This is a genomic window from Pseudomonas sp. AIG, assembly GCF_977020205.1.
The window spans coordinates 134,169-153,029 of sequence record NZ_CDROCK010000002.1; the positions used below are offsets into that span (position 1 = coordinate 134,169).

Annotated in this window: 21 protein-coding genes; 5 read left to right on the plus strand and 16 right to left on the minus strand. The window is 59.6% G+C overall.

Features of this window, described 5'->3' with window-relative positions:
- Window positions 1–31 precede the first annotated feature (31 nt).
- The 5 genes from recG to exbB all read right to left on the minus strand — a co-directional run bounded on the left by recG (window position 32) and on the right by exbB (window position 5,367).
- Window positions 32–2,107, minus strand: a complete 2,076-nt coding sequence (gene recG / locus ACWR1S_RS02060; protein WP_454562263.1) for an ATP-dependent DNA helicase RecG — start codon at window positions 2,105–2,107, stop codon at window positions 32–34.
- A 9-nt stretch (window positions 2,108–2,116) separates the two neighbouring features.
- Window positions 2,117–3,046, minus strand: a complete 930-nt coding sequence (locus ACWR1S_RS02065; protein ID WP_007920331.1) for a hydrogen peroxide-inducible genes activator — start codon at window positions 3,044–3,046, stop codon at window positions 2,117–2,119.
- Window positions 3,047–3,229: 183 nt separating this feature from the next.
- Window positions 3,230–3,982 (minus strand): TonB family protein, encoded by a 753-nt coding sequence (locus ACWR1S_RS02070; protein ID WP_454562264.1) that lies wholly within the window; start codon window positions 3,980–3,982, stop codon window positions 3,230–3,232.
- Window positions 3,979–4,407, minus strand: a complete 429-nt coding sequence (gene exbD, locus ACWR1S_RS02075) for a TonB system transport protein ExbD (protein WP_454562265.1) — start codon at window positions 4,405–4,407, stop codon at window positions 3,979–3,981. The genes ACWR1S_RS02070 and exbD overlap by 4 nt, the downstream gene beginning before the upstream one ends.
- Before the next feature lie 6 nt (window positions 4,408–4,413).
- Complete coding sequence (gene exbB, locus ACWR1S_RS02080; RefSeq protein ID WP_454562266.1) at window positions 4,414–5,367, minus strand: tonB-system energizer ExbB; 954 nt, start codon at window positions 5,365–5,367, stop codon at window positions 4,414–4,416.
- Between the two features lie 188 nt (window positions 5,368–5,555).
- Here exbB and ACWR1S_RS02085 point away from each other — a divergent pair, with 188 nt between their 5' ends.
- Window positions 5,556–6,413 (plus strand): SDR family oxidoreductase, encoded by an 858-nt coding sequence (locus ACWR1S_RS02085; protein ID WP_454562267.1) that lies wholly within the window; start codon window positions 5,556–5,558, stop codon window positions 6,411–6,413.
- A gap of 138 nt (window positions 6,414–6,551) precedes the next feature.
- Here the strand turns inward: ACWR1S_RS02085 and ACWR1S_RS02090 are convergent, their stop codons facing one another.
- The 6 genes from ACWR1S_RS02090 to ACWR1S_RS02115 all read right to left on the minus strand — a co-directional run bounded on the left by ACWR1S_RS02090 (window position 6,552) and on the right by ACWR1S_RS02115 (window position 11,855).
- Window positions 6,552–7,292, minus strand: a complete 741-nt coding sequence (locus ACWR1S_RS02090) for a hypothetical protein (protein ID WP_454562268.1) — start codon at window positions 7,290–7,292, stop codon at window positions 6,552–6,554.
- Between the two features lie 67 nt (window positions 7,293–7,359).
- Window positions 7,360–7,740: a RidA family protein gene (locus ACWR1S_RS02095; RefSeq protein WP_003229509.1), complete on the minus strand. Its 381-nt coding sequence runs from the start codon at window positions 7,738–7,740 to the stop codon at window positions 7,360–7,362.
- Between the two features lie 24 nt (window positions 7,741–7,764).
- The gene (gene spoT, locus ACWR1S_RS02100; protein ID WP_007920338.1) at window positions 7,765–9,870 is read right to left on the minus strand and encodes a bifunctional GTP diphosphokinase/guanosine-3',5'-bis pyrophosphate 3'-pyrophosphohydrolase; all 2,106 of its coding nucleotides are present in this window, start codon (window positions 9,868–9,870) and stop codon (window positions 7,765–7,767) included.
- 57 nt (window positions 9,871–9,927) lie between these two features.
- Window positions 9,928–10,191 carry a DNA-directed RNA polymerase subunit omega gene (gene rpoZ, locus ACWR1S_RS02105; RefSeq protein WP_016985812.1) on the minus strand — a complete coding sequence of 88 codons (264 nt, stop codon included), beginning with the start codon at window positions 10,189–10,191 and terminating at the stop codon, window positions 9,928–9,930.
- A 167-nt stretch (window positions 10,192–10,358) separates the two neighbouring features.
- On the minus strand, window positions 10,359–10,979 hold the full coding sequence (gene gmk / locus ACWR1S_RS02110) for a guanylate kinase (RefSeq protein ID WP_008078609.1): 621 nt from the start codon (window positions 10,977–10,979) through the stop codon (window positions 10,359–10,361).
- A 12-nt stretch (window positions 10,980–10,991) separates the two neighbouring features.
- Window positions 10,992–11,855, minus strand: a complete 864-nt coding sequence (locus ACWR1S_RS02115; protein ID WP_454562269.1) for a YicC/YloC family endoribonuclease — start codon at window positions 11,853–11,855, stop codon at window positions 10,992–10,994.
- A 270-nt stretch (window positions 11,856–12,125) separates the two neighbouring features.
- Between ACWR1S_RS02115 and rph the strand changes: the two genes are divergently transcribed.
- From rph to gltS, 3 genes are all read left to right on the plus strand, one after another.
- Window positions 12,126–12,848, plus strand: coding sequence for a ribonuclease PH (rph, locus tag ACWR1S_RS02120; protein ID WP_277759837.1), 723 nt, complete (start codon window positions 12,126–12,128; stop codon window positions 12,846–12,848).
- A 28-nt stretch (window positions 12,849–12,876) separates the two neighbouring features.
- On the plus strand, window positions 12,877–13,245 hold the full coding sequence (locus ACWR1S_RS02125; RefSeq protein ID WP_422610121.1) for a DUF4870 domain-containing protein: 369 nt from the start codon (window positions 12,877–12,879) through the stop codon (window positions 13,243–13,245).
- 381 nt (window positions 13,246–13,626) lie between these two features.
- Window positions 13,627–14,835: a sodium/glutamate symporter gene (gene gltS / locus ACWR1S_RS02130; protein ID WP_454562270.1), complete on the plus strand. Its 1,209-nt coding sequence runs from the start codon at window positions 13,627–13,629 to the stop codon at window positions 14,833–14,835.
- Between the two features lie 78 nt (window positions 14,836–14,913).
- Here gltS and ACWR1S_RS02135 read toward each other — a convergent pair whose 3' ends face one another.
- Window positions 14,914–15,693 (minus strand): exodeoxyribonuclease III, encoded by a 780-nt coding sequence (locus tag ACWR1S_RS02135; RefSeq protein WP_007920349.1) that lies wholly within the window; start codon window positions 15,691–15,693, stop codon window positions 14,914–14,916.
- Window positions 15,694–15,775: 82 nt separating this feature from the next.
- Here ACWR1S_RS02135 and pyrE point away from each other — a divergent pair, with 82 nt between their 5' ends.
- Complete coding sequence (gene pyrE, locus ACWR1S_RS02140) at window positions 15,776–16,420, plus strand: orotate phosphoribosyltransferase (RefSeq protein WP_008078597.1); 645 nt, start codon at window positions 15,776–15,778, stop codon at window positions 16,418–16,420.
- A 102-nt stretch (window positions 16,421–16,522) separates the two neighbouring features.
- On the opposite strand, the gene ACWR1S_RS02145 is transcribed toward pyrE, so the two are convergent.
- The 4 genes from ACWR1S_RS02145 to argB form a co-directional block, all read right to left on the minus strand.
- Window positions 16,523–16,906, minus strand: a complete 384-nt coding sequence (locus ACWR1S_RS02145; RefSeq protein WP_454562271.1) for a hypothetical protein — start codon at window positions 16,904–16,906, stop codon at window positions 16,523–16,525.
- The gene (locus ACWR1S_RS02150) at window positions 16,893–17,465 is read right to left on the minus strand and encodes a hypothetical protein (RefSeq protein WP_454562272.1); all 573 of its coding nucleotides are present in this window, start codon (window positions 17,463–17,465) and stop codon (window positions 16,893–16,895) included. The genes ACWR1S_RS02145 and ACWR1S_RS02150 overlap by 14 nt, the downstream gene beginning before the upstream one ends.
- 18 nt (window positions 17,466–17,483) lie before the next feature.
- The gene (locus ACWR1S_RS02155; RefSeq protein ID WP_454562273.1) at window positions 17,484–17,735 is read right to left on the minus strand and encodes a hypothetical protein; all 252 of its coding nucleotides are present in this window, start codon (window positions 17,733–17,735) and stop codon (window positions 17,484–17,486) included.
- Window positions 17,736–17,944: 209 nt separating this feature from the next.
- On the minus strand, window positions 17,945–18,850 hold the full coding sequence (gene argB / locus ACWR1S_RS02160; protein WP_003229488.1) for an acetylglutamate kinase: 906 nt from the start codon (window positions 18,848–18,850) through the stop codon (window positions 17,945–17,947).
- Between the last annotated feature and the right edge of the window lie 11 nt (window positions 18,851–18,861).

Here is an 18,861-nt window from a genome sequence, read left to right on the forward strand (position 1 = left end):
CAGAACGATCTGTCAGAAACTGCGACGGTGCTCACACTTGGCCGTATTGCTGCCCGTGACGCAACCAGCGATCGAGTAATGGGCTGACGTGGGTTGGCCAGCGTTCCAGCAAGGCTTGCGCGGCGTCGCGGACGGCGGGCAGCAGGTCGGCGTCGCGCATCAGGTCGGCCACTTTGAATTGCAGCAGACCGGTCTGGCGGGTGCCGAGCATTTCCCCGGGGCCGCGCAATTCGAGGTCTTTTTCGGCGATGACGAAACCGTCGTTGGTCTCGCGCATGATGCCCAGGCGCTGACGACCGATCTGCGACAGCGGCGGATGGTAGAGCAGCACGCAATGGCTGGCGGCGCTGCCCCGACCGACCCGACCACGCAACTGGTGCAGTTGCGCGAGGCCCAGACGCTCGGGGTTTTCAATGATCATCAGGCTGGCGTTGGGCACGTCGACGCCGACTTCAATCACCGTGGTGGCGACCAGCAGTTGCAGGTTGCCGGCCTTGAATTCGGCCATGACGGCGGCCTTCTCGACGGGTTTCATGCGCCCGTGGATCAGCCCGACTTTCAGCTCGCCGAGGGCGAGAGTGAGGTCTTCGAAGGTGGTTTCGGCCGCCTGACAGGTCAGCTCTTCGGATTCTTCAATCAACGTGCATACCCAATAGGCCTGACGGCCTTCGGCGCAGGCACCGCGCACGCGTTCGATGACTTCGACGCGGCGGGTGTCGGTGACCAGCACGGTGTTGACCGGGGTTCGACCGGGCGGCAGTTCGTCGAGGATCGAGGTGTCGAGGTCGGCGTAGGCACTCATCGCCAGTGTTCGAGGAATCGGCGTGGCGGTCATGATCAGCTGGTGCGGACACATGCGTCCGCCGACGCCTTTCTGCCGCAGCGCCAGACGCTGCTGCACGCCGAAGCGGTGTTGTTCGTCGATGATCACCAGCGCCAGATTCTTGAACTGCACTTCGTCCTGAAACAGCGCGTGGGTACCGACCACCATCGGCGTGCCGCTGGCGATCTGTTCCAGTGCGGCGACGCGGTTCTTGCCCTTGAGCTTGCCGGCCAGCCAGGCGACGTCGATGCCCAGCGGTTCGAGCCAGCGCTTGAAGGTGATGAAGTGCTGTTCGGCGAGGATCTCGGTTGGCGCCATCAGCGCAACCTGATAACCGGCCTCCAGCGCTTGCAGTGCCGCAAGGGCGGCGACCACGGTTTTACCGGCGCCGACGTCGCCCTGAATCAGCCGCAGCATCGGTTCGTGCTGACTGAGGTCGTAGGCGATTTCGTTGCCGACACGCTGTTGCGCGCCGGTCGGGTTGAAGCCGAGGTTGGCCAGGTATTTCGGCGGCAGCTTTTTGGCTTTCGGCATCGCGGGCGCGCGCAGCGAACGCATGCTTTCGCGCAGACGCTGTTGCGACAGTTGGTGCGTCAGCAGTTCTTCGAAAGCGAGGCGATGTTGCGCCCAGTGATGACCGAGGGCGAGTTCGTCGACGTCGGCGTCGGCGGGCGGGTTGTGCAGGTAGCGGATCGCATCGGCCAGCGGCGCCAGTTGATAGTCGCGCGCCAGCTCGGTCGGCAACCAGTCGGGCAGGGTGTCTGGCTTGAGCAGGGTCAGCGTTTGCATGCACAACTGACGCAGACGCGCTTGGGTCAGGCCTTCGGTGAGCGGGTAGACCGGGGTCAGGGTTTCATCCACGGGCGGCGGTTCGTCACCGGTAATGGCGCGGTATTCCGGGTGGTAGATTTCCAGTCCTGACGCGCCGGGCCGGGCTTCGCCGTAACAGCGAACCCGCGTGCCGCGTTTGAGGCCTTCTTTCTGTGCATTGCTGAAATGGTAGAAGCGCAGACTTAGGCCGCCAGTGCCGTCCTGCAAACGCACGACCAGGCTGCGCCGGCGGCCCATGACCACGTCGGCGCCGCTGACGGTGCCTTCGACCACGGCGTCCTGCCCCGGCCGCAACGCGCCGATCGGCACCACGCGGGTGCGATCCTGATAACGCAGCGGCAGGTGAAACAGCACGTCCTGCAGATTCTCCAGACCGACCTTGGCCAATTTCTCGGCCATGGCTTCGCCGACACCCTTGAGTGCCGTCACCGACACTTGCGACAGCTCCGTCATGACGCTCGCTTAACCGGCTGTAACCGGTGCCGCTGGCTTGGCCACCGAACACAGGCGAATGGAGTCGGCGAGGATCTCGATGGCTTTTGGCCGTGGGAAGCTCGCGCGCCAGGCAATGGCCACGGTGCGGAACGGCACCGGCGGCGACAGCGGCCGCACTTCGATCACGCCGGGGGCGTAGTGATGGCTGTCGACCGCCGACAGCGGCAGGATCGAGATGCCCAGACCGGACGCGACCATGTGGCGGATGGTTTCCAGCGAGCTGGATTCAACCGTGGTGTGCTTGGCGCCATCGTTGCCCTTGGTCAGGGTCGGGCAGGCTTCCAGCACTTGGTCGCGGAAGCAGTGGCCTTCGCCGAGCAGCAGCAGGCTCTTGTCGTTGAGCAGGCCGGCGTCGATGGTTTCTTTTTGCGTCCACGGGTGCTGCGCCGGCATCAGGACGTAGAACGGCTCGTCGTAGAGCGGCAGGGTCAGCACGTCGGCTTCGTTGAACGGCAGCGCGATGATGATCGCGTCGAGCTCGCCGTTGCGCAGTTTGTCGCGCAGCACGTGGGTGAAGTTTTCTTCGATGTACAACGGCATCTGCGGGGCGACCCGGTGCAGTTGCGGAATCAGGTGCGGGAACAGGTACGGGCCGACGGTGTAGATCGCGCCGACTTTCAGCGGTGCGGTCAGCTGGTTCTTGCCGGCCTGGGCCAGTTCGCGGATGCCTTGCGCTTGCTCGAGGACTTTCTGCGCCTGGGCGACGATGCCTTCGCCGACCGGGGTCAGGCGCACGGCGCTTTTGCTGCGCTCGAAAATCAGCACACCGAGTTCGTCTTCAAGCTTTTTCACGCCCACCGACAGGGTCGGCTGGCTGACGTGGCAACGTTCGGCGGCGTGGCCGAAATGCTGCTCTTGGGCGAGGGTAACGATGTAGCGTAATTCTGTGAGGGTCATAGCAAGCGTCCATGAAGATGCGGGCCAAGCATACCGGCTGCAATCGATAGACGCACGTTATCAGACTGAGGGCCCAATGCGACTACGTCATAAAGCAAAAGATCGCAGCCTTCGGCAGCTCCAACAGGGAAATGCATTCCAATGTAGGAGCTGCCGAAGGCTGCGATCTTTTGATCTTGCTACTTAGCGGCGGCGTTCGAGCGAGTAAACAAACGGCGCAACAATTTCGATCGAGCCGTTGTTGAGCATGTCAGCCGGTGGCTTGGGCAGCGGTTGTGCGCGGCGGATCATTTCCAGGGTGGCCCGGTCCAGATCAGCGTTGCCGGAGCGGCCCACCAGTTCGAACGACAGTACATTACCTTCGGCATCCACCACGAAACGCAGACGGTTCAAGCCTTCCTTGCCGCGTGCCTGAGCACTGGCCGGGTACTTTTTGTACTTGGCCAAATGCGCGAGCAGGGTGCCTTGCCAACTGGCTTTGGCCGCCATTTGTGCAGGCGAAGGACCCGGTGCAGGCTGGGCGGATTTCTCCGTCGGTGCCTGAGTCGGTTGGGTGTCGGCCGGCTTCTCCTCGGAAGGTTTTTCCTTCGGTGGATCGGGCAGCTTCTTCTCGACCGGCTTCGGCGGTTTAGGCTTGGGCTTCGGCTTGGGTTTCTGCACCGCGATTTCCGCTTTCGGTGCTTCGGCCAGCTTCGGAATCGGCAACTCTTCCACCGGAGCCGGAGCCGGTGGCTGCGGCGGTGTGACGACTTTCGGCGGAGCAGGCGGTGGCGGGGCCGGAACCGGGGCCAGCTCGACCAACATTGCCTGCGGCGGCAATTCGATGGGCGGGCGGGCAGTCCAGTTCAGCGCCAGCGCGATGGCCAGCGCATGAACGCCCAGCACCACGGCCAGGCTACCGCTGTAACGCGTCAGCTTATGGCGCGTTGTGATCATTTTTTGGCTGCCGTCTCAAGTCCGACCAGACCGACCTTCAGGTAACCGGCGGAGCGCAGCTTGTCCATCACGCTCATCAGGTCACCGTAATCCACGCCTTTGTCGGCCTGGAAGAAGATAGTGGTGTCTTTCTTGCCCTGAGTCTTGGCGTCGAGGAAGGCGCCGAGGGTTTCGGGCTTCACTTCGTCTTCACCAATGAACAGGCGCTGATCAGCTTTTACGCTGAGGAACACCGGTTTCTCTGGCCGCGGCGCCGGTTTGGCGGTCGAGGCGGGCAGGTCGACTTTGATATCCACAGTGGCCAACGGAGCGGCCACCATGAAGATGATCAACAGCACCAGCATCACGTCGATGAACGGCGTGACGTTGATTTCGTGGTTCTCGGCCAGATCGTCGTCTGCGCCTTCTTTCAAATGCAGGCCCATGGCCGATTACCCCACTTTGACCATGTGCGGCTGCGAGCTGCGCTCAGGCTGGTGGTCGAGGTCGCGGCTGACCAGCAGCAGCACTTCTGCCGATGCATCGGAAACCTGCGCCTTGTAACCGGCGATGGAGCGGGCGAAGACGTTGTAGATCACTACCGCAGGAATCGCCGCAACCAGACCCAATGCAGTGGCCAGCAGTGCTTCGGCGATGCCTGGAGCCACAACGGCAAGGTTGGTGGTCTGGGTTTTGGCGATGCCGATGAAGGAGTTCATGATGCCCCACACGGTACCGAACAGGCCGACAAACGGTGCGGTGGAACCGATCGTGGCGAGGACGCCGGTGCCGCTGCTCATGTTGCGACCGCAGGCCGCTACAAGACGCTCGAGGCGGAAGCTGACGCGTTCCTTGATACCTTCCTTCTCGCGGCTGTTGACCGACAGGCGCATCTCTTCGAGCGCGTCGTGCACCAGCAGGTTGGCGAGGGTGCCTTCCTTGCCGGCGGTGGCGCTGGCTTCTTTAAGGGTGGTGGCTTTTTTCAGGGCAGCGATTTCGCCACGCAGACGACGCTTGGCGCCCATCAGCTCGAAGCCTTTGGCGATCCAGATGGTCCAGGTGATGATCGAAGCGATGGCCAGACCAATCATCACGATTTTTACGATGATGTCGGCGTTCTGGTACATGCCCCATGGCGACAGGTCGTGGGCCATGCCCAGGCTGTTGTCGGCTTCGAGGACTTCAGGGACATCGGCAGCGTCAACCGCTTGCACCGGATCGGTAGCGGCCGGGGTAGCAGGAGCGGCGGCTGGTGCGCTTTGCTCGGAGGCGGCTGGCGTTGCAGGTGCCTGGGCGTCGGCGAAAGCGGCAGTCGGTGCCAGCATCAGGCTGAGCAGCAGAGCCGCCACTGCGCGCCAGGCGCGAGGTCGATTGGTTGGCGAAGCGGGGATTTGATTACGTGTCATGCTGGCCGGACCTGAGATAGAAAAACGTTGATGCTCTTCCAGGCCTCGTAAGGCCGAGAACAAAAGTGGCAGGCATTATTGCAAGTAATTCTTGTTAACAAAAGTAATAGAGTATCTTTTTTTCCTTCATTGCTAGCCGTTCGTCCTTCGCCAGCGCTAGTCTGTGCCTTTCCGATAGGAGTTTTTTGATGTCCGCGCCTTCTGTTTTGATTGCCGGTTGTGGTGATGTCGGCAGTCGTCTGGCCAAGCAATTGCTGGCGGCCGGCTGGGAAGTTCATGGCCTGCGCCGTGACGTTTCGAAGCTGCCTGCTGGGGTGATCGGCGTTGCCGGCGACCTGTTCAATGAGGACTGCCCGGCGACCTGGCCGGTGGGCGCCGTGGACTATCTGGTGTATTGCGCAGCGGCAACCGATCACGATGAGGCCGGTTATCGCGCGGCTTATGTCCAGGGTTTGCAGAATGTCCTGAGCTGGCTCGACGACTATGGACAGGTGCCTGAGCGGCTGATCTTCGTGTCCAGCAGCAGTGTTTATGGGCAGCAGGAGGGTGAGTGGGTCGATGAGCGCTCAGAGACCATCGCTACCGGATACTCCGGGCGGTTGATGCTGGAGGCTGAGCAGGTCGCGCTGAACAGTGGCATTCCGGCGAGTATTTTGCGTCTGACCGGTATTTACGGCCCGGGCCGCGAATGGCTGCTGACTCAAGTGCGTCGCGGTTATCGCGTGGCGGTCGAACCTCCGCTGTATGGCAATCGGATTCATGCTGACGACGCGGCAGGGTTGCTGGCGTTCCTGTTGGAGAAGGCTCGGCAGGGTGTGAAGCTGGAGGATTTCTACATCGGCGTGGACGATGCACCGGCGCCGTTGGCCGAAGTGGTGGGCTGGCTGCGTGAGTATCTGGGCGTTACCGAATGGGCGGAAGACGCCAGCGTTCGGCGTACCGGCAGCAAGCGTTGCAGCAATGCCCGGGCGAAGGCGTTGGGCTGGACGCCAACGTACCCGAGTTACCGCGAAGGCTACGCTGCGATCCTCGAAGGTAAATGCTGACTTCCTAACAACACAAAACAACTGTAGGAGTGAGCCTGCTCGCGATGAGGTCATAACATTCAACACTTGTGCTGACTGTTACACCGCTATCGCGAGCAGGCTCACTCCTACAGGGGTATCTGCGAATTCAGAAGCGGGTTACTGCTTCTCCAGCAACCATTTGCGCTCGCCCGGCGTGTACTGCGGCATTTCATCCGCCAGCGCGGTGTTCACGGCCTGGAAAATCTCCAGTTCCTTGCCCTTGCGCGCAAAGATGTAGGCATTGCCTTGACCGTTGAGCTGCAACCACATGTTGTCGTTGGTGCTGCTCATCGACGCGCAGTCACCCGCCAGGCACAGGGCATAACGGTCGGCACCCGGCAAACCGGACACCTGGCCATCAGCCTGGAACTGCACGGTGTTGCCTTCGCCCTGACCACTGGCAATTGTCCAGCTGCCGCCCATGTAGGCGGAATACAGCGCCCGTTCGAAACTGGCACCAATCGGTGCGCCTTCCGGCACCGGAATCTGTGCACGGTCGAACACCTGCTCGGGTTCGTTGTCGCTGGCGGCTTGCTGCAGTTGCCCGCCGTCGCGTTTCAGCTCGCTGGCGGAGCTGCCATAGAAGTCGACTTTCCAGGCGCCGGATTTTTCACCCAGCAGCCGTCCTTCGACGTTCTCAAAACCGTTGGTGTAGCGGGCCTGACTGGCCTTGGTGTTGACGTCCCACTCAAGGTTCGGGCCGTAGGCCTGAAGCGCTTCGCGCAGGGGGCCGCCCTTGGCTGCGGCATCGATCGCCACCTGATTGATCCAGGTGCCGCTGATGTCATGGTCGGCAGGGTTGCTGGCGCAGCCGCCGAGGAAAATGGCGAGCAGCGGGAGAGCTAGCGCTTTGCGCATGGTGGAATCCTTTCAAAACCTTTTCTTGCAGCAGTCGGCGCGGCGTTTGAAGGCCGCGCCGTGCGCATCACTCGATGACCAGAATGGCATCCATTTCAACCTGCGAACCCTTTGGCAGGGCAGCCACGCCGATGGCGGCGCGGGCCGGGTAAGGCTGGTCGAAGTACTTGCCCATGATCTCGTTGACCTTGGCGAAGTGGCTCAGGTCGGTGAGGAAGATGTTCAGTTTGACGATGTCCTTGAACGAACCGCCGGCCGCTTCGGCCACGGCTTTGAGGTTCTCGAACACCTGGACGGTCTGGGCTTCGAAGCCTTCAACCAGTTCCATGGTTTTTGGGTCCAGAGGAATCTGACCCGACATGTAAACGGTGTTGCCTGCCTTGATCGCCTGGGAGTAAGTACCGATGGCGGCCGGGGCCTTGTCGCTGGTGATTACGGTTTTGGTCATGAATGACTCCTTGTAATAGGCAGGTTATGCACGCATGCGGGTGATGCGGATCACCCCGGTCAAGGCGCGCAGCTTCTTGATCACGCGGGCCAGGTGCACACGGTCGTGGACGCTGACCACCAACTGGACAACGCTGATGCGACCATCGCGTTCGTCCATGCTGATTTTCTCGATATTGCCGTCGGCAGCATTGACGCTGCTGGCCAGCAGGGCGATCAGGCCGCGCTGGTGTTCCAGTTCGACGCGCAGTTCGACGTTGAATTCGCCGGTGACATCCTTGGCCCACGAGAGCTGGATGCATTTTTCCGGGTTGTGCCGGATTTCGCTGATGTTGCGGCAGTTGTCCAGGTGCACGACCATGCCTTTGCCCGCTGACAGGTGCCCGACAATCGGGTCGCCCGGGATCGGCGTGCAGCATTTGGCGTAGCTCAGCACCAGGCCTTCGGTACCGCGAATCGCCAGCGGGCCTTCCGGGCTTGGCAACTGTTCGCCTTCGCCGAGCAGGCGGCGGGCGACGACGTAAGCCATGCGATTGCCGAGGCCGATGTCTTCGAGCAAGTCTTCGATCAGTTCGAGGCGGTACTCGGTGAGCATGGCTTTGACGCGTTCGGCCGGGATCTTCTCCAGCGAACTGTCGAAGCCGTTGAGTACCTTGTTCAGCAGGCGCTCGCCGAGGCTGATGGATTCGGAGCGGCGTTGCAGTTTCAGCGCATGACGGATGTGCGTGCGCGCCTTGCCCGTGACCACGAAGTTGAGCCACGCCGGATTCGGTCGGGCGCCGGGGGCGCTGACGATCTCGACCGTAGAGCCGCTCTGCAGCGGTTCGGACAGCGGCGCGAGACGGCGGTTGATCCGGCAGGCGATGCAACTGTTGCCGACGTCGGTGTGTACCGCGTAGGCAAAGTCGACCGCCGTGGAGCCTTTCGGCAGCTCCATGATGCGGCCTTTGGGCGTGAACACGTAGACCTCGTCCGGGAACAGGTCGATCTTCACGCTCTCGATGAATTCCAGCGAGTTGCCGGCACGTTGCTGCATTTCCAGTACGCCTTTGACCCACTGGCGGGCGCGGGCGTGAGTGCCTTTCGGCTGCTCGTCACCGCTGGACTTGTACAGCCAATGGGCAGCGATGCCGTTGTTGGCCATCTCTTCCATTTCGCGGGTGCGGATCTGGATCTCGATCGGTACGCCGTGCATGCCGAACAGCGTGGTGTGCAGCGACTGATAGCCGTTGGCCTTGGGGATCGCGATGTAATCCTTGAAGCGCCCCGGCAACGGTTTGTACAAATTATGTACAGCGCCTAGCACGCGGTAGCAGGTATCAACCTTGTCGACGATGATCCGGAACGCGTAGACGTCCATGATCTCGTTGAAGGCCCGACGCTTGCCGCGCATTTTCTTGTAGATGCCGTAGAGGTGTTTCTGACGACCGCTGACTTCGCCCTGGATGCCGTCGATGGCGAGGCAATGGCCAAGGGATTCTTCGATCTTGTTGACGATTTCCTTGCGGTTGCCCCGGGCGCGTTTGACCGCCTGGTAGATCCGCGCGGAACGCATCGGGTGCATGGCCTTGAAGCCGAGGTCTTCGAATTCGATGCGGATCGCATGCATGCCCAGCCGGTTGGCGATGGGCGCGTAGATTTCGAGGGTTTCCTTGGCGATCCGGCGGCGTTTTTCGCCGGACAGCACTTCCAGCGTGCGCATGTTGTGCAGGCGGTCGGCGAGTTTGACCAGGATCACGCGAATGTCGCGCGCCATGGCCATGGCCATTTTCTGAAAGTTTTCAGCCTGAGCTTCGGCCTTGGTCTCGAAATTCATCTGGGTCAGTTTGCTGACCCCGTCGACCAATTCGGCCACGGTCTCACCGAACTGCGCTTGCAGCGCTTCTTTGGCGATACCGGTGTCTTCGATCACGTCATGCAGCATCGCGGCCATCAGGCTCTGATGGTCCATGTGCATGTCGGCAAGAATATTGGCCACGGCAAGAGGATGCGTGACGTACGCCTCGCCGCTGCGACGGCGTTGACCGTCATGGGCTTGTTCGGCGTAGAAATACGCTCGGCGGACCAGGTTGACCTGGTCGTTGCCGAGGTAGGTCGATAAGCGATCGGCGAGGGCGTCTATGCTCGGCATGATAATTCCTGCCGTAGGTTGTGACCCCGCGCCGTGCTACGTCGACCAGGCATAGGCTTAGACGGCCTCGTTGGACTCGTCCTCGAACGCTGCGAACAGCGGCTCATCCTGGACGATTTCCTGCTCGGCGATGAACTCGTAGCTCATCAGGCCTTCAGCGATTTCACGCAGCGCTACAACGGTAGGCTTGTCGTTTTCCCACTGAACCAGTGGCTCTTTGCCGCCGGTGGCCAGTTGACGGGCACGTTTGGTAGAGAGCATGACCAGCTCAAAACGGTTTTCCACGTGGTTCAGGCAGTCTTCAACGGTTACGCGGGCCATGGTATTCCTCGGAGCGAATGCAATATGCGCGCTGCCCGGTTGGGCGAGCGGACTCAACAGTTTAAAAAATCACCAGCGATTAGGGAAGCGCTGATTTTTTGACCAAGCTCTTCAACGCGCTGCAAGCACCAATGTAAAGCGCTTGCAGCGGTTTTGGGAAGTGCTGATTAACCGAGCAATTCGGCCAGCAATTTGCCGAAACGTACCTGCTGGCGTTTCTGTTGGAGTTGATTGGCGCGGAAAATCGCCTTCAGATCGTCCAGTGCGTGAGCAAAGTCGTCGTTGATGATCAGGTAGTCGTACTCGACATAGTGACTCATCTCGCTGACCGCTTCGCGCATCCGCCCGTCAATGATCTCGTCGCTGTCCTGGCCGCGATTGGTCAGGCGCTGGTGCAGGGCCTGCAGCGACGGCGGCAGGATAAAGATCGAGCGTGCTTGCGGCATCAGCTTGCGCACTTGCTCGGCGCCCTGCCAGTCGATTTCCAGAATCAGGTCGTGACCTTCGTCCAGCGTTTGCTGCAGGCGGCTTTGCGAAGTGCCGTAGAAGTTGCCGAAGACCTCGGCGCGTTCGAGGAAGTCGCCATGCTCGCCCATCTTCACGAACTCTTCGCGGGTCACGAAGTGATAGTTCACGCCGTCCACTTCACCCGGGCGCATGGCGCGGGTGGTGTGGGAAACCGAAACGCGAATTTCCGGTATGGCGTCGGTCAACGCCTTGACCAGGCTGCTCTTGCCCGCGCCAGAGGGCGCGGAAATGATGTACAGGGTGCCGGTGCTGTGGGTCATGTCGGGGTTGCCTTACTCAATATTCTGCACTTGTTCGCGCATCTGCTCGATCAACACCTTGAGGTTGACGGCGGCCTGGGTGCTGCGCGGGTCGAAGGCTTTAGAGCCCAGTGTGTTGGCTTCGCGGTTGAGTTCCTGCATCAGGAAGTCCAGGCGACGCCCGGCCGCGCCGCCGGATTTGAGCACCCGGCGTACTTCGATAATGTGGGTGCTCAGGCGATCCAGTTCTTCGGCCACGTCGCTCTTCTGCGCGAGCATGACCATTTCCTGTTCCAGGCGCTGCGGGTCCAGCTCGGCCTTCATGTCGGTGAAGCGATCGAGGACTTTCTGGCGTTGGGTGGCGAGCATCTGCGGGACCAGTTCACGCAGGGTCACGACGTCTTCTTCAATGGATGTCAGGCGCTCGTTGATCAGGCGTGCCAGCTCCGCGCCTTCGCGCTCGCGGCCGGCCTTCAACTCTTTCAGGCCTTGATTGAACAGGGCCAGTGCGTCGGCGTTCAGTGCCTGCGGGTCAGTCGCATCGCCTACCAGCACGCCGGGCCAGGCCAGCACTTCCAGGGGATTGAGTGCGGCAGGATTCTTGATCAGACCGGCAACGGTCTCGGCCGCAGCGACCAGTTGCGCGGCGCGCTCGCGATCGACTTGCAGTGTTTTGCCGGTGCTTTCTTCGGTGAACCGCAGGGTGCATTCGAGTTTGCCTCGCGACAGACCCTGACGCAGGGCTTCACGCACCGCGCCTTCGAGGTCGCGAAACGACTCCGGCAAACGCAGGTGCGGTTCAAGGTAGCGGCTGTTGACCGAGCGCAGTTCCCAGCTCAGGGTGCCCTGTGCGCCGGCTTTCTCGACGCGGGCGAAGGCGGTCATGCTGTGCACCATGGCGGTGACCTCGCAATGCAGATCGGCGCCGCAGGGATGTTCCGCAGGCTCGATATCAATGAATTTAAGCCGACTGGCAGCAAAGGCGCAGGATTGTAGCGCAGTGCGGCGAATGCGCCCAAACACACGGTGTGACAAAGGACTGCAGCCCGTCGGTAATGGGTGTTTCAGGGGCTTCGATCGTCGGTCGGGATTTTTAACGAGTGCCCAGTCGCGGTGCAGCGCTCTATAATGCTCGGCAGTTTTCCGTCCCCAGTACAGGTATTCCCTATGAAACGTCCAAGTGGTCGCGCTGCCGATCAGCTCCGCTCGATCCGCATTACCCGCAACTACACCAAACACGCCGAGGGATCTGTACTGGTCGAATTCGGTGATACCAAAGTCATCTGCACCGTCAGCGTCGAAAACGGCGTACCGCGCTTTCTCAAAGGCCAGGGTCAAGGCTGGTTGACCGCCGAGTACGGCATGCTGCCGCGCGCCACCGGCGAGCGTAACCAGCGTGAAGCGAGCCGTGGCAAGCAGGGCGGTCGCACCCTGGAAATCCAGCGTCTGATCGGTCGTTCCCTGCGCGCGGCGCTGGACATGTCCAAATTGGGTGACGTGACCCTGTACGTCGACTGCGACGTGATCCAGGCCGACGGCGGCACTCGCACCGCTTCCATCACTGGCGCCATGGTTGCACTGGTTGATGCGCTGAAAGTGATCAAGAAGCGTGGCGGCCTGAAGGGCGGCGATCCGCTCAAGCAAATGATCGGTGCCGTATCGGTCGGTATGTATCAGGGCGAGGCCGTGCTCGATCTGGACTATCTTGAAGACTCCGCCGCCGAGACTGACCTCAACGTGGTGATGACCAGCACCGGTGGTTTCATCGAAGTGCAGGGTACTGCCGAAGGCGCGCCATTCCAGCCTGAAGACCTTAACGCCATGCTGGATCTGGCGAAGAAAGGCATGAACGAAATCTTCGAACTGCAAAAGGCTGCACTGGCCGACTGAGCAGGTTCATAACCGCAAGGAGGACGCGATGAGTGACGAGCAAGAGCTGCTGCCCAAACCGAGCCAGGAGGTTCGCCAATGGGCAATGCTTTGTCACTTGTCCAGCTTTTTGGGGAGCATGTTTCCATTTGGCAATCTGATTGGGCCACTGATCCTCTGGCAGGTGAAGCGTGAGAGTGACGCGTTTATCGATGCGCAGGGCAAGGAATCGTTGAACTTCCAGATCACCATGACTATTGCCATGGTCATCAGTGTGGCAATGATGGCGGTGCTTATCGGGTATGTTTTGATTGTTCCGGTGGTTGTTTGTGCATTGGTACTGCCGATTGTGGGTGCGGTGAAGGCTAATAAAGGGTTTCCCTACCGTTATCCGTTCACTTGGCGACTGATTAAATAATCGTCACGCCTTGGCGCAATTCGAAATGTTGAATAAATGCCCTGACTTGTCAGGGCATTTGCGTTTTTGCAATTAAATAAGCAGCTACAGGGTGTAGGAATAGTCTGTCTGCGATCAGCGGTAGCGTGTGAGTTTATATATATTCCGTTCTTACATCTTTGGTCACAACTGTGCGCCTGCATGCGCGCTCATATCCTTGGCAACGGGACTTGGCGGTTGTTAAAGTTGCCCGGCGTGATATTGCTTCTGAAATATTTCGATATATTCAAGCCATCGAAGGTACTTGAATTCCAAATTAATCAGTGTTGAGACAATCAGCCGATTCATGGGCGTGTCCAGGTAAAAAGTTCGCCTTTGAATATTTAGCCAAGAACAATCCAAATGATACAGCTCGATTTTTATGGAACGCTGGTGGCCGCGTCTCTGGTGCTATTGCTGGGGCGCGGACTTGTTACACGTGTTGGTTTTATGCGCAGTTACAATATTCCCGAGCCTGTGGCAGGCGGCCTGGTAGTTGCCGTGGGTTTGTTGTTATTGCGAGCGTTTGATATTGAGGTGCGTTTTGAAACCTCACTGCAAATGCCTTTGATGCTGGCTTTCTTTGCCACTATTGGTCTGAGTGCGGATTTTGCCAGTCTGAAGAAAGGCGGGCGGGTCGTGGGGATATTCCTGTTGGCCGTCACCGGGCTATTGGTGGTGCAGAATGCGATGGGTATCGGGCTGGCCACAATGCTCGGGCTCGACCCCTTGATGGGTTTGCTGACAGGCTCGATCACTCTGGCGGGTGGTCACGGTACCGGTGCGGCGTGGGGTACGGTGTTCAGTGAGAAGTACGGTCTGGCGTCTGCCTCCGAGCTGGCAATGGCTTCCGCGACGTTCGGGCTGGTGCTCGGTGGCTTGATCGGTGGACCGGTCGCTCGTTTGCTCATCAAGCGCGTGGAAGTGCCTGGATGCAATCAACAGGAAGCGCCGCGACTGCCCAAGGGTTTTGAGCAGCCGAACAAAGAGCGCTCGATCACACCGTTTTCGTTTATCGAAACGCTGGCGCTGATTGCGGTGAGTCTGCTGGTTGGCAATCTGTTGAATGGTTTGTTGCACGGAACGGCGTTCGAGTTGCCGACCTTCGTCTGCGTCCTGTTCGTCGGCGTGGTGCTGCGTAATGGTCTTTCGGCGCTTGGCCTGTATCAGGTGTTTGAGCGTGAAGTCTCGGTGCTCGGTAATGTCAGTCTGTCGTTGTTCCTGGCGATCGCCTTGATGTCGCTGAAGTTGTGGGATCTGGCCGCATTGGCCTTGCCGATCTTCATCATTCTGGCGGTGCAGGCCATGGTCATGGCGCTGTTCGCGATCTTCGTGACGTTCCGGGTGATGGGCCGCAACTACGATGCCGCCGTGCTGGCTGCGGGGCACTGCGGTTTCGGCCTGGGTGCCACGCCGACTGCCATTGCCAACATGCAGGCCGTGACGCAGCGTTACGGTCCCTCGCAGATCGCGTTTCTGGTGGTGCCGATGGTGGGGGCGTTCTTCATCGACATTATTAATGTCGTCGTGATCAAGCTGTACTTGATGTTGCCGTTCTTCGCTGTCGTCTGAGTTCGATTCCGCTCGAGCGCCGGCATAAAAAAATGCCTGTATCTTGCGATACGGGCATTTTTTACTGCGAAACGACGCTTAGATGGTCAGCGTCCAGTCGTAGTCGACGATCAGCGGCGCGTGCTGCGAGAACCGTGGCTGACGTGGCAGGCGTGCGCTGCGCACGAAGCGTCGCAGGCCTGGGGTCAGGATCTGGTAGTCGAAGCGCCAGCCCAGATTGAGCATCTCGGCCTGTTCGTTGTCCGGCCACCAGCTGTACTGGTCGCCTTCGCGACTGACTTCGCGCAGGGCATCGACATAGCCCATATTGCCGACAATCTCGTCCATCCAGGCGCGTTCTGGCGCCAGGAAGCCCGGGGATTGCTGGCTGTCGCGCCAGTTCTTGATGTCGAGCTTCTGCTGCGCCACGTACAGCGAGCCACAATAAATGTACTCGCGACGTTTGCGTCGCTGTTTGTCCAGGTACTTGCCGAAGTCGTCCATGAGCTTGAACTTCTGGTTCAAGTCCTCATCGCCGTTCATCCCCGAAGGGAGCAGCAAGGTGGCAATACTGACTTTGTCGAAATCTGCTTGCAGGTAGCGCCCGTAGCGGTCGGCCGTCTCGAAACCGAGACCGCTGATGACAGCCTTCGGTTGCAACCGCGAATACAAAGCCACGCCACCTTGGGCAGGGACTTCAGCATCGCAGGCATAAAGGAAGTAGCCATCCAGTTGGAAGGCTGGGTCATCCAGTTCAAAGGCGGAGGCACGGGTGTCCTGCAGGCAGATGACGTCGGCATTCTGTGCTTGCAGCCAACTGAGCAAACCACGCTCGACTGCAGCCTGAATACCATTGACGTTCACACTGATGATCCGCATAAATGGCCCCAAAAATCGCGTGCGTGTATGATACACGGCGTCAAGCTAATTAGCTAAATCCGTGGTATTTGGGGTTTTTTTCATGCAAGCGTATCAGCGCGATTTCATTCGTTTTGCCATCGATCGCGGCGTTTTGCGCTTCGGTGAGTTCACCCTGAAGTCCGGGCGCACCAGTCCTTACTTCTTCAACGCCGGCCTGTTCAACTCGGGCTCGGCCTTGGCGCAGCTAGGGCGTTTCTACGCTGCAGCCATCGCTGAAAGCGGTATTCCTTTCGACGTTCTGTTCGGCCCGGCCTACAAAGGCATTCCGTTAGCGGCGACGACTGCCGTGGCGCTGGCCGAACACCACGACCGTGATCTGCCATGGTGCTTTAACCGCAAAGAAGCCAAGGCCCACGGCGAAGGCGGCAGTCTGGTCGGCGCGCCGTTGACCGGTGACGTGCTGATCATTGATGACGTGATCACCGCAGGCACCGCGATCCGTGAAGTGATGCAAATCATTGCTTCGCAGGACGGCGCCAAGGCTGCCGGTGTGCTGATCGCCCTGAACCGTCAGGAGCGTGGCAACGGTGAGTTGTCGGCAATCCAGGAAGTCGAGCGCGACTTCGGTATCCCGGTGATCAGCATTGTTTCGCTGAATCAGGTGCTGGAATTCCTCGCCGATGATCCGCAGCTCAAGCAGCATCTGCCAGCTGTGGAAGCGTATCGCGCCCAGTTTGGCGTCTGATACGACATCATTCTGTAGGAGCTGCCGGAGGCTGCGATCTTTTGATCTTAAAAACAGAATCAAAAGATCGCAGCCTTCGGCAGCTCCTACAGGGGTTTCGATTCAGCGCAGGTTTCTCCATTTTTTCAGCAGTTTCAGGGTCAATCCTGCGTTGATCAGCGCAAACGCCAGCAACGCCAACACCACCATCACGTACAACGTGCGATCCACATCAAAATCCCATAGATCCAGCGTGCTGCTGCGAATAATCCCCACCGCAGCCGGCAAGTTGACGTAAAACAGCGCCACAAACGCGCACGTCAACGGCAGCGCCCGCCCGTAAAAAGCCTCTCGAACCTTGTCCCTGCTGCGTTTTCGGTTCAGCGGACCAGACTGGTATTCATCCAGCGCCAACGCCTCACTGAGCGCCGGCCACGCCAGATTGAACATGAACGTGGTCAGGGTCAGCAGCAAGCCACTGACCGCGACGATGTCACTGAACGGCATTGAGCCCCAGCGTCGCGCAGAGCAAGGCGTGAGAGTCCTCGCTGATCTCGAACTGCCCGGCGCTGCCCTTGCGCTTGGTAATGGGTTTGAAGGTCGGCTCATTCTGCGTGATCAGCATGTTCAGCTCATCGCGTATCACGTCCGAGCTGATGACCACCAGAAACACGGTTTGCGCGTGCTCTGCGGTCTCGATCACGGCACGCATGCTGTGCTGGAGGATGTCGTCGAGCTGATTGCGAAAACGCGACACGGTGTTCTTCAGCAAGGTTTTGCTTTGGCTTTGGGTCAGCTGAAAGATCGTCGAGATCTGCGATTCCATCGGCAGTGTCTGCCCGAAGTAGCTTTGAATCAGATAAAGCAGACGATCCTGCTTGGCCTCGTCAGCACGGCTGGGCATGCTGCCCTCGACCAGCATTTTCAGGTACTCGGTCAGGCTGGCCTTGGCGATACGCTGCAAGGCGTGGGCGATTTCCGCGTCGCCGATGCGCAAGGTTTTCTTGACCGGTTCCTTTTGTTCCAGCTCGAAAGCGTCGGCGTCGATCGTGAACGAGATCCGCATGGCTCAGGCGCTCCGGGGTTATTTTTTGTTCGAGGGCGTGATGACCTCGGCGCTTTTGATGTTGGCAGACTGTTCTGGATAAGGGTCTTTGATCGCATCACCTTGCCCGGTGAGGATTTTCCAGCCATTTAACGCATGCGCCGTTTTGCGAAACTGTGGGCACGGTGGCATCGAGGTTTTGGCTTGATTGGAATACTGATGGCCGCAATCAACGCACTCGTAAGTGCCTGGGGAAACATCGCTGCCGTAAGGGACGTAGTCTTTTTGCATGAGTCAATCTCCGGTGGATGAAGGGAAGATCCTAGGGAGATTTGTTCTGAGGTGATGTCGGACGTTTCGCTGTGTTAAGTCGGACGTTTCTTTCGCGCATAAAAAAGATCGCAGACTTCGTCAACTCCTACAGAAATTTCATACATACGAAATTCGCTTTTGTAGGAGCTGCCGCAGGCTGCGATCTTTTGCTTTTCAGCGATTACCGATCAAGGACGCTTGCGATTGCTGATCAGCGTACCCACACCGGTGTCGGTGAAGATTTCCAGCAGGATCGCGTTCGGTACACGACCGTCGATGATCAGCGAGCTGCCCACGCCGCCCTGAACCGCTTCCAGCGCGCAACGGATCTTCGGCAGCATGCCGCCGTAGATGGTGCCGTCGGCGATCAGATCGTCGACTTGTTGCGTGCTCAGGCCGGTCAACACGGTGCCCGACTTGTCCATCAGGCCGGCGATGTTGGTCAGCAGCATCAGCTTCTCGGCTTTCAGCGCTTCGGCGACTTTGCCGGCCACCAGATCCGCGTTGATGTTGTAGGACTCGCCGTTTTCACCGACGCCAATCGGCGCGATCACCGGGATGAAATTGCCTTTGACCAGCAGGTTCAGCAGTTCGGTGTTGATGCCGACCACTTCGCCCACCTGACCGATGTCGATGATTTCAGGCTGGGTCATCTCCGGGGTCTGACGGGTGACGGTCAGTTTCTTCGCGCGAATCAGCCCGGCGTCTTTACCGGTCAGGCCGATGGCGCTACCGCCGTGACGGTTGATCAGGTTGACGATGCTTTTGTTGACCTGGCCGCCGAGGACCATTTCCACCACGTCCATGGTCGCGGCGTCGGTGACGCGCATGCCATCGACGAAGTGGCTTTCGATCGACAGGCGCTTGAGCAGATCACCGATCTGCGGGCCGCCGCCATGAACCACCACCGGGTTGATGCCCACGGCTTTCATCAACACGATGTCGCGGGCGAAGCCGGTTTTCAGCTCCTCGCTTTCCATCGCGTTGCCGCCGTATTTGATCACCAGGGTCTTGCCGACATAGCGTCGGATGTAAGGCAACGCTTCGGACAGGACCTGGGCGGTATGGGCGGCGGCTTCGCGTTCGAGGGTCATTCAGGGCTCCG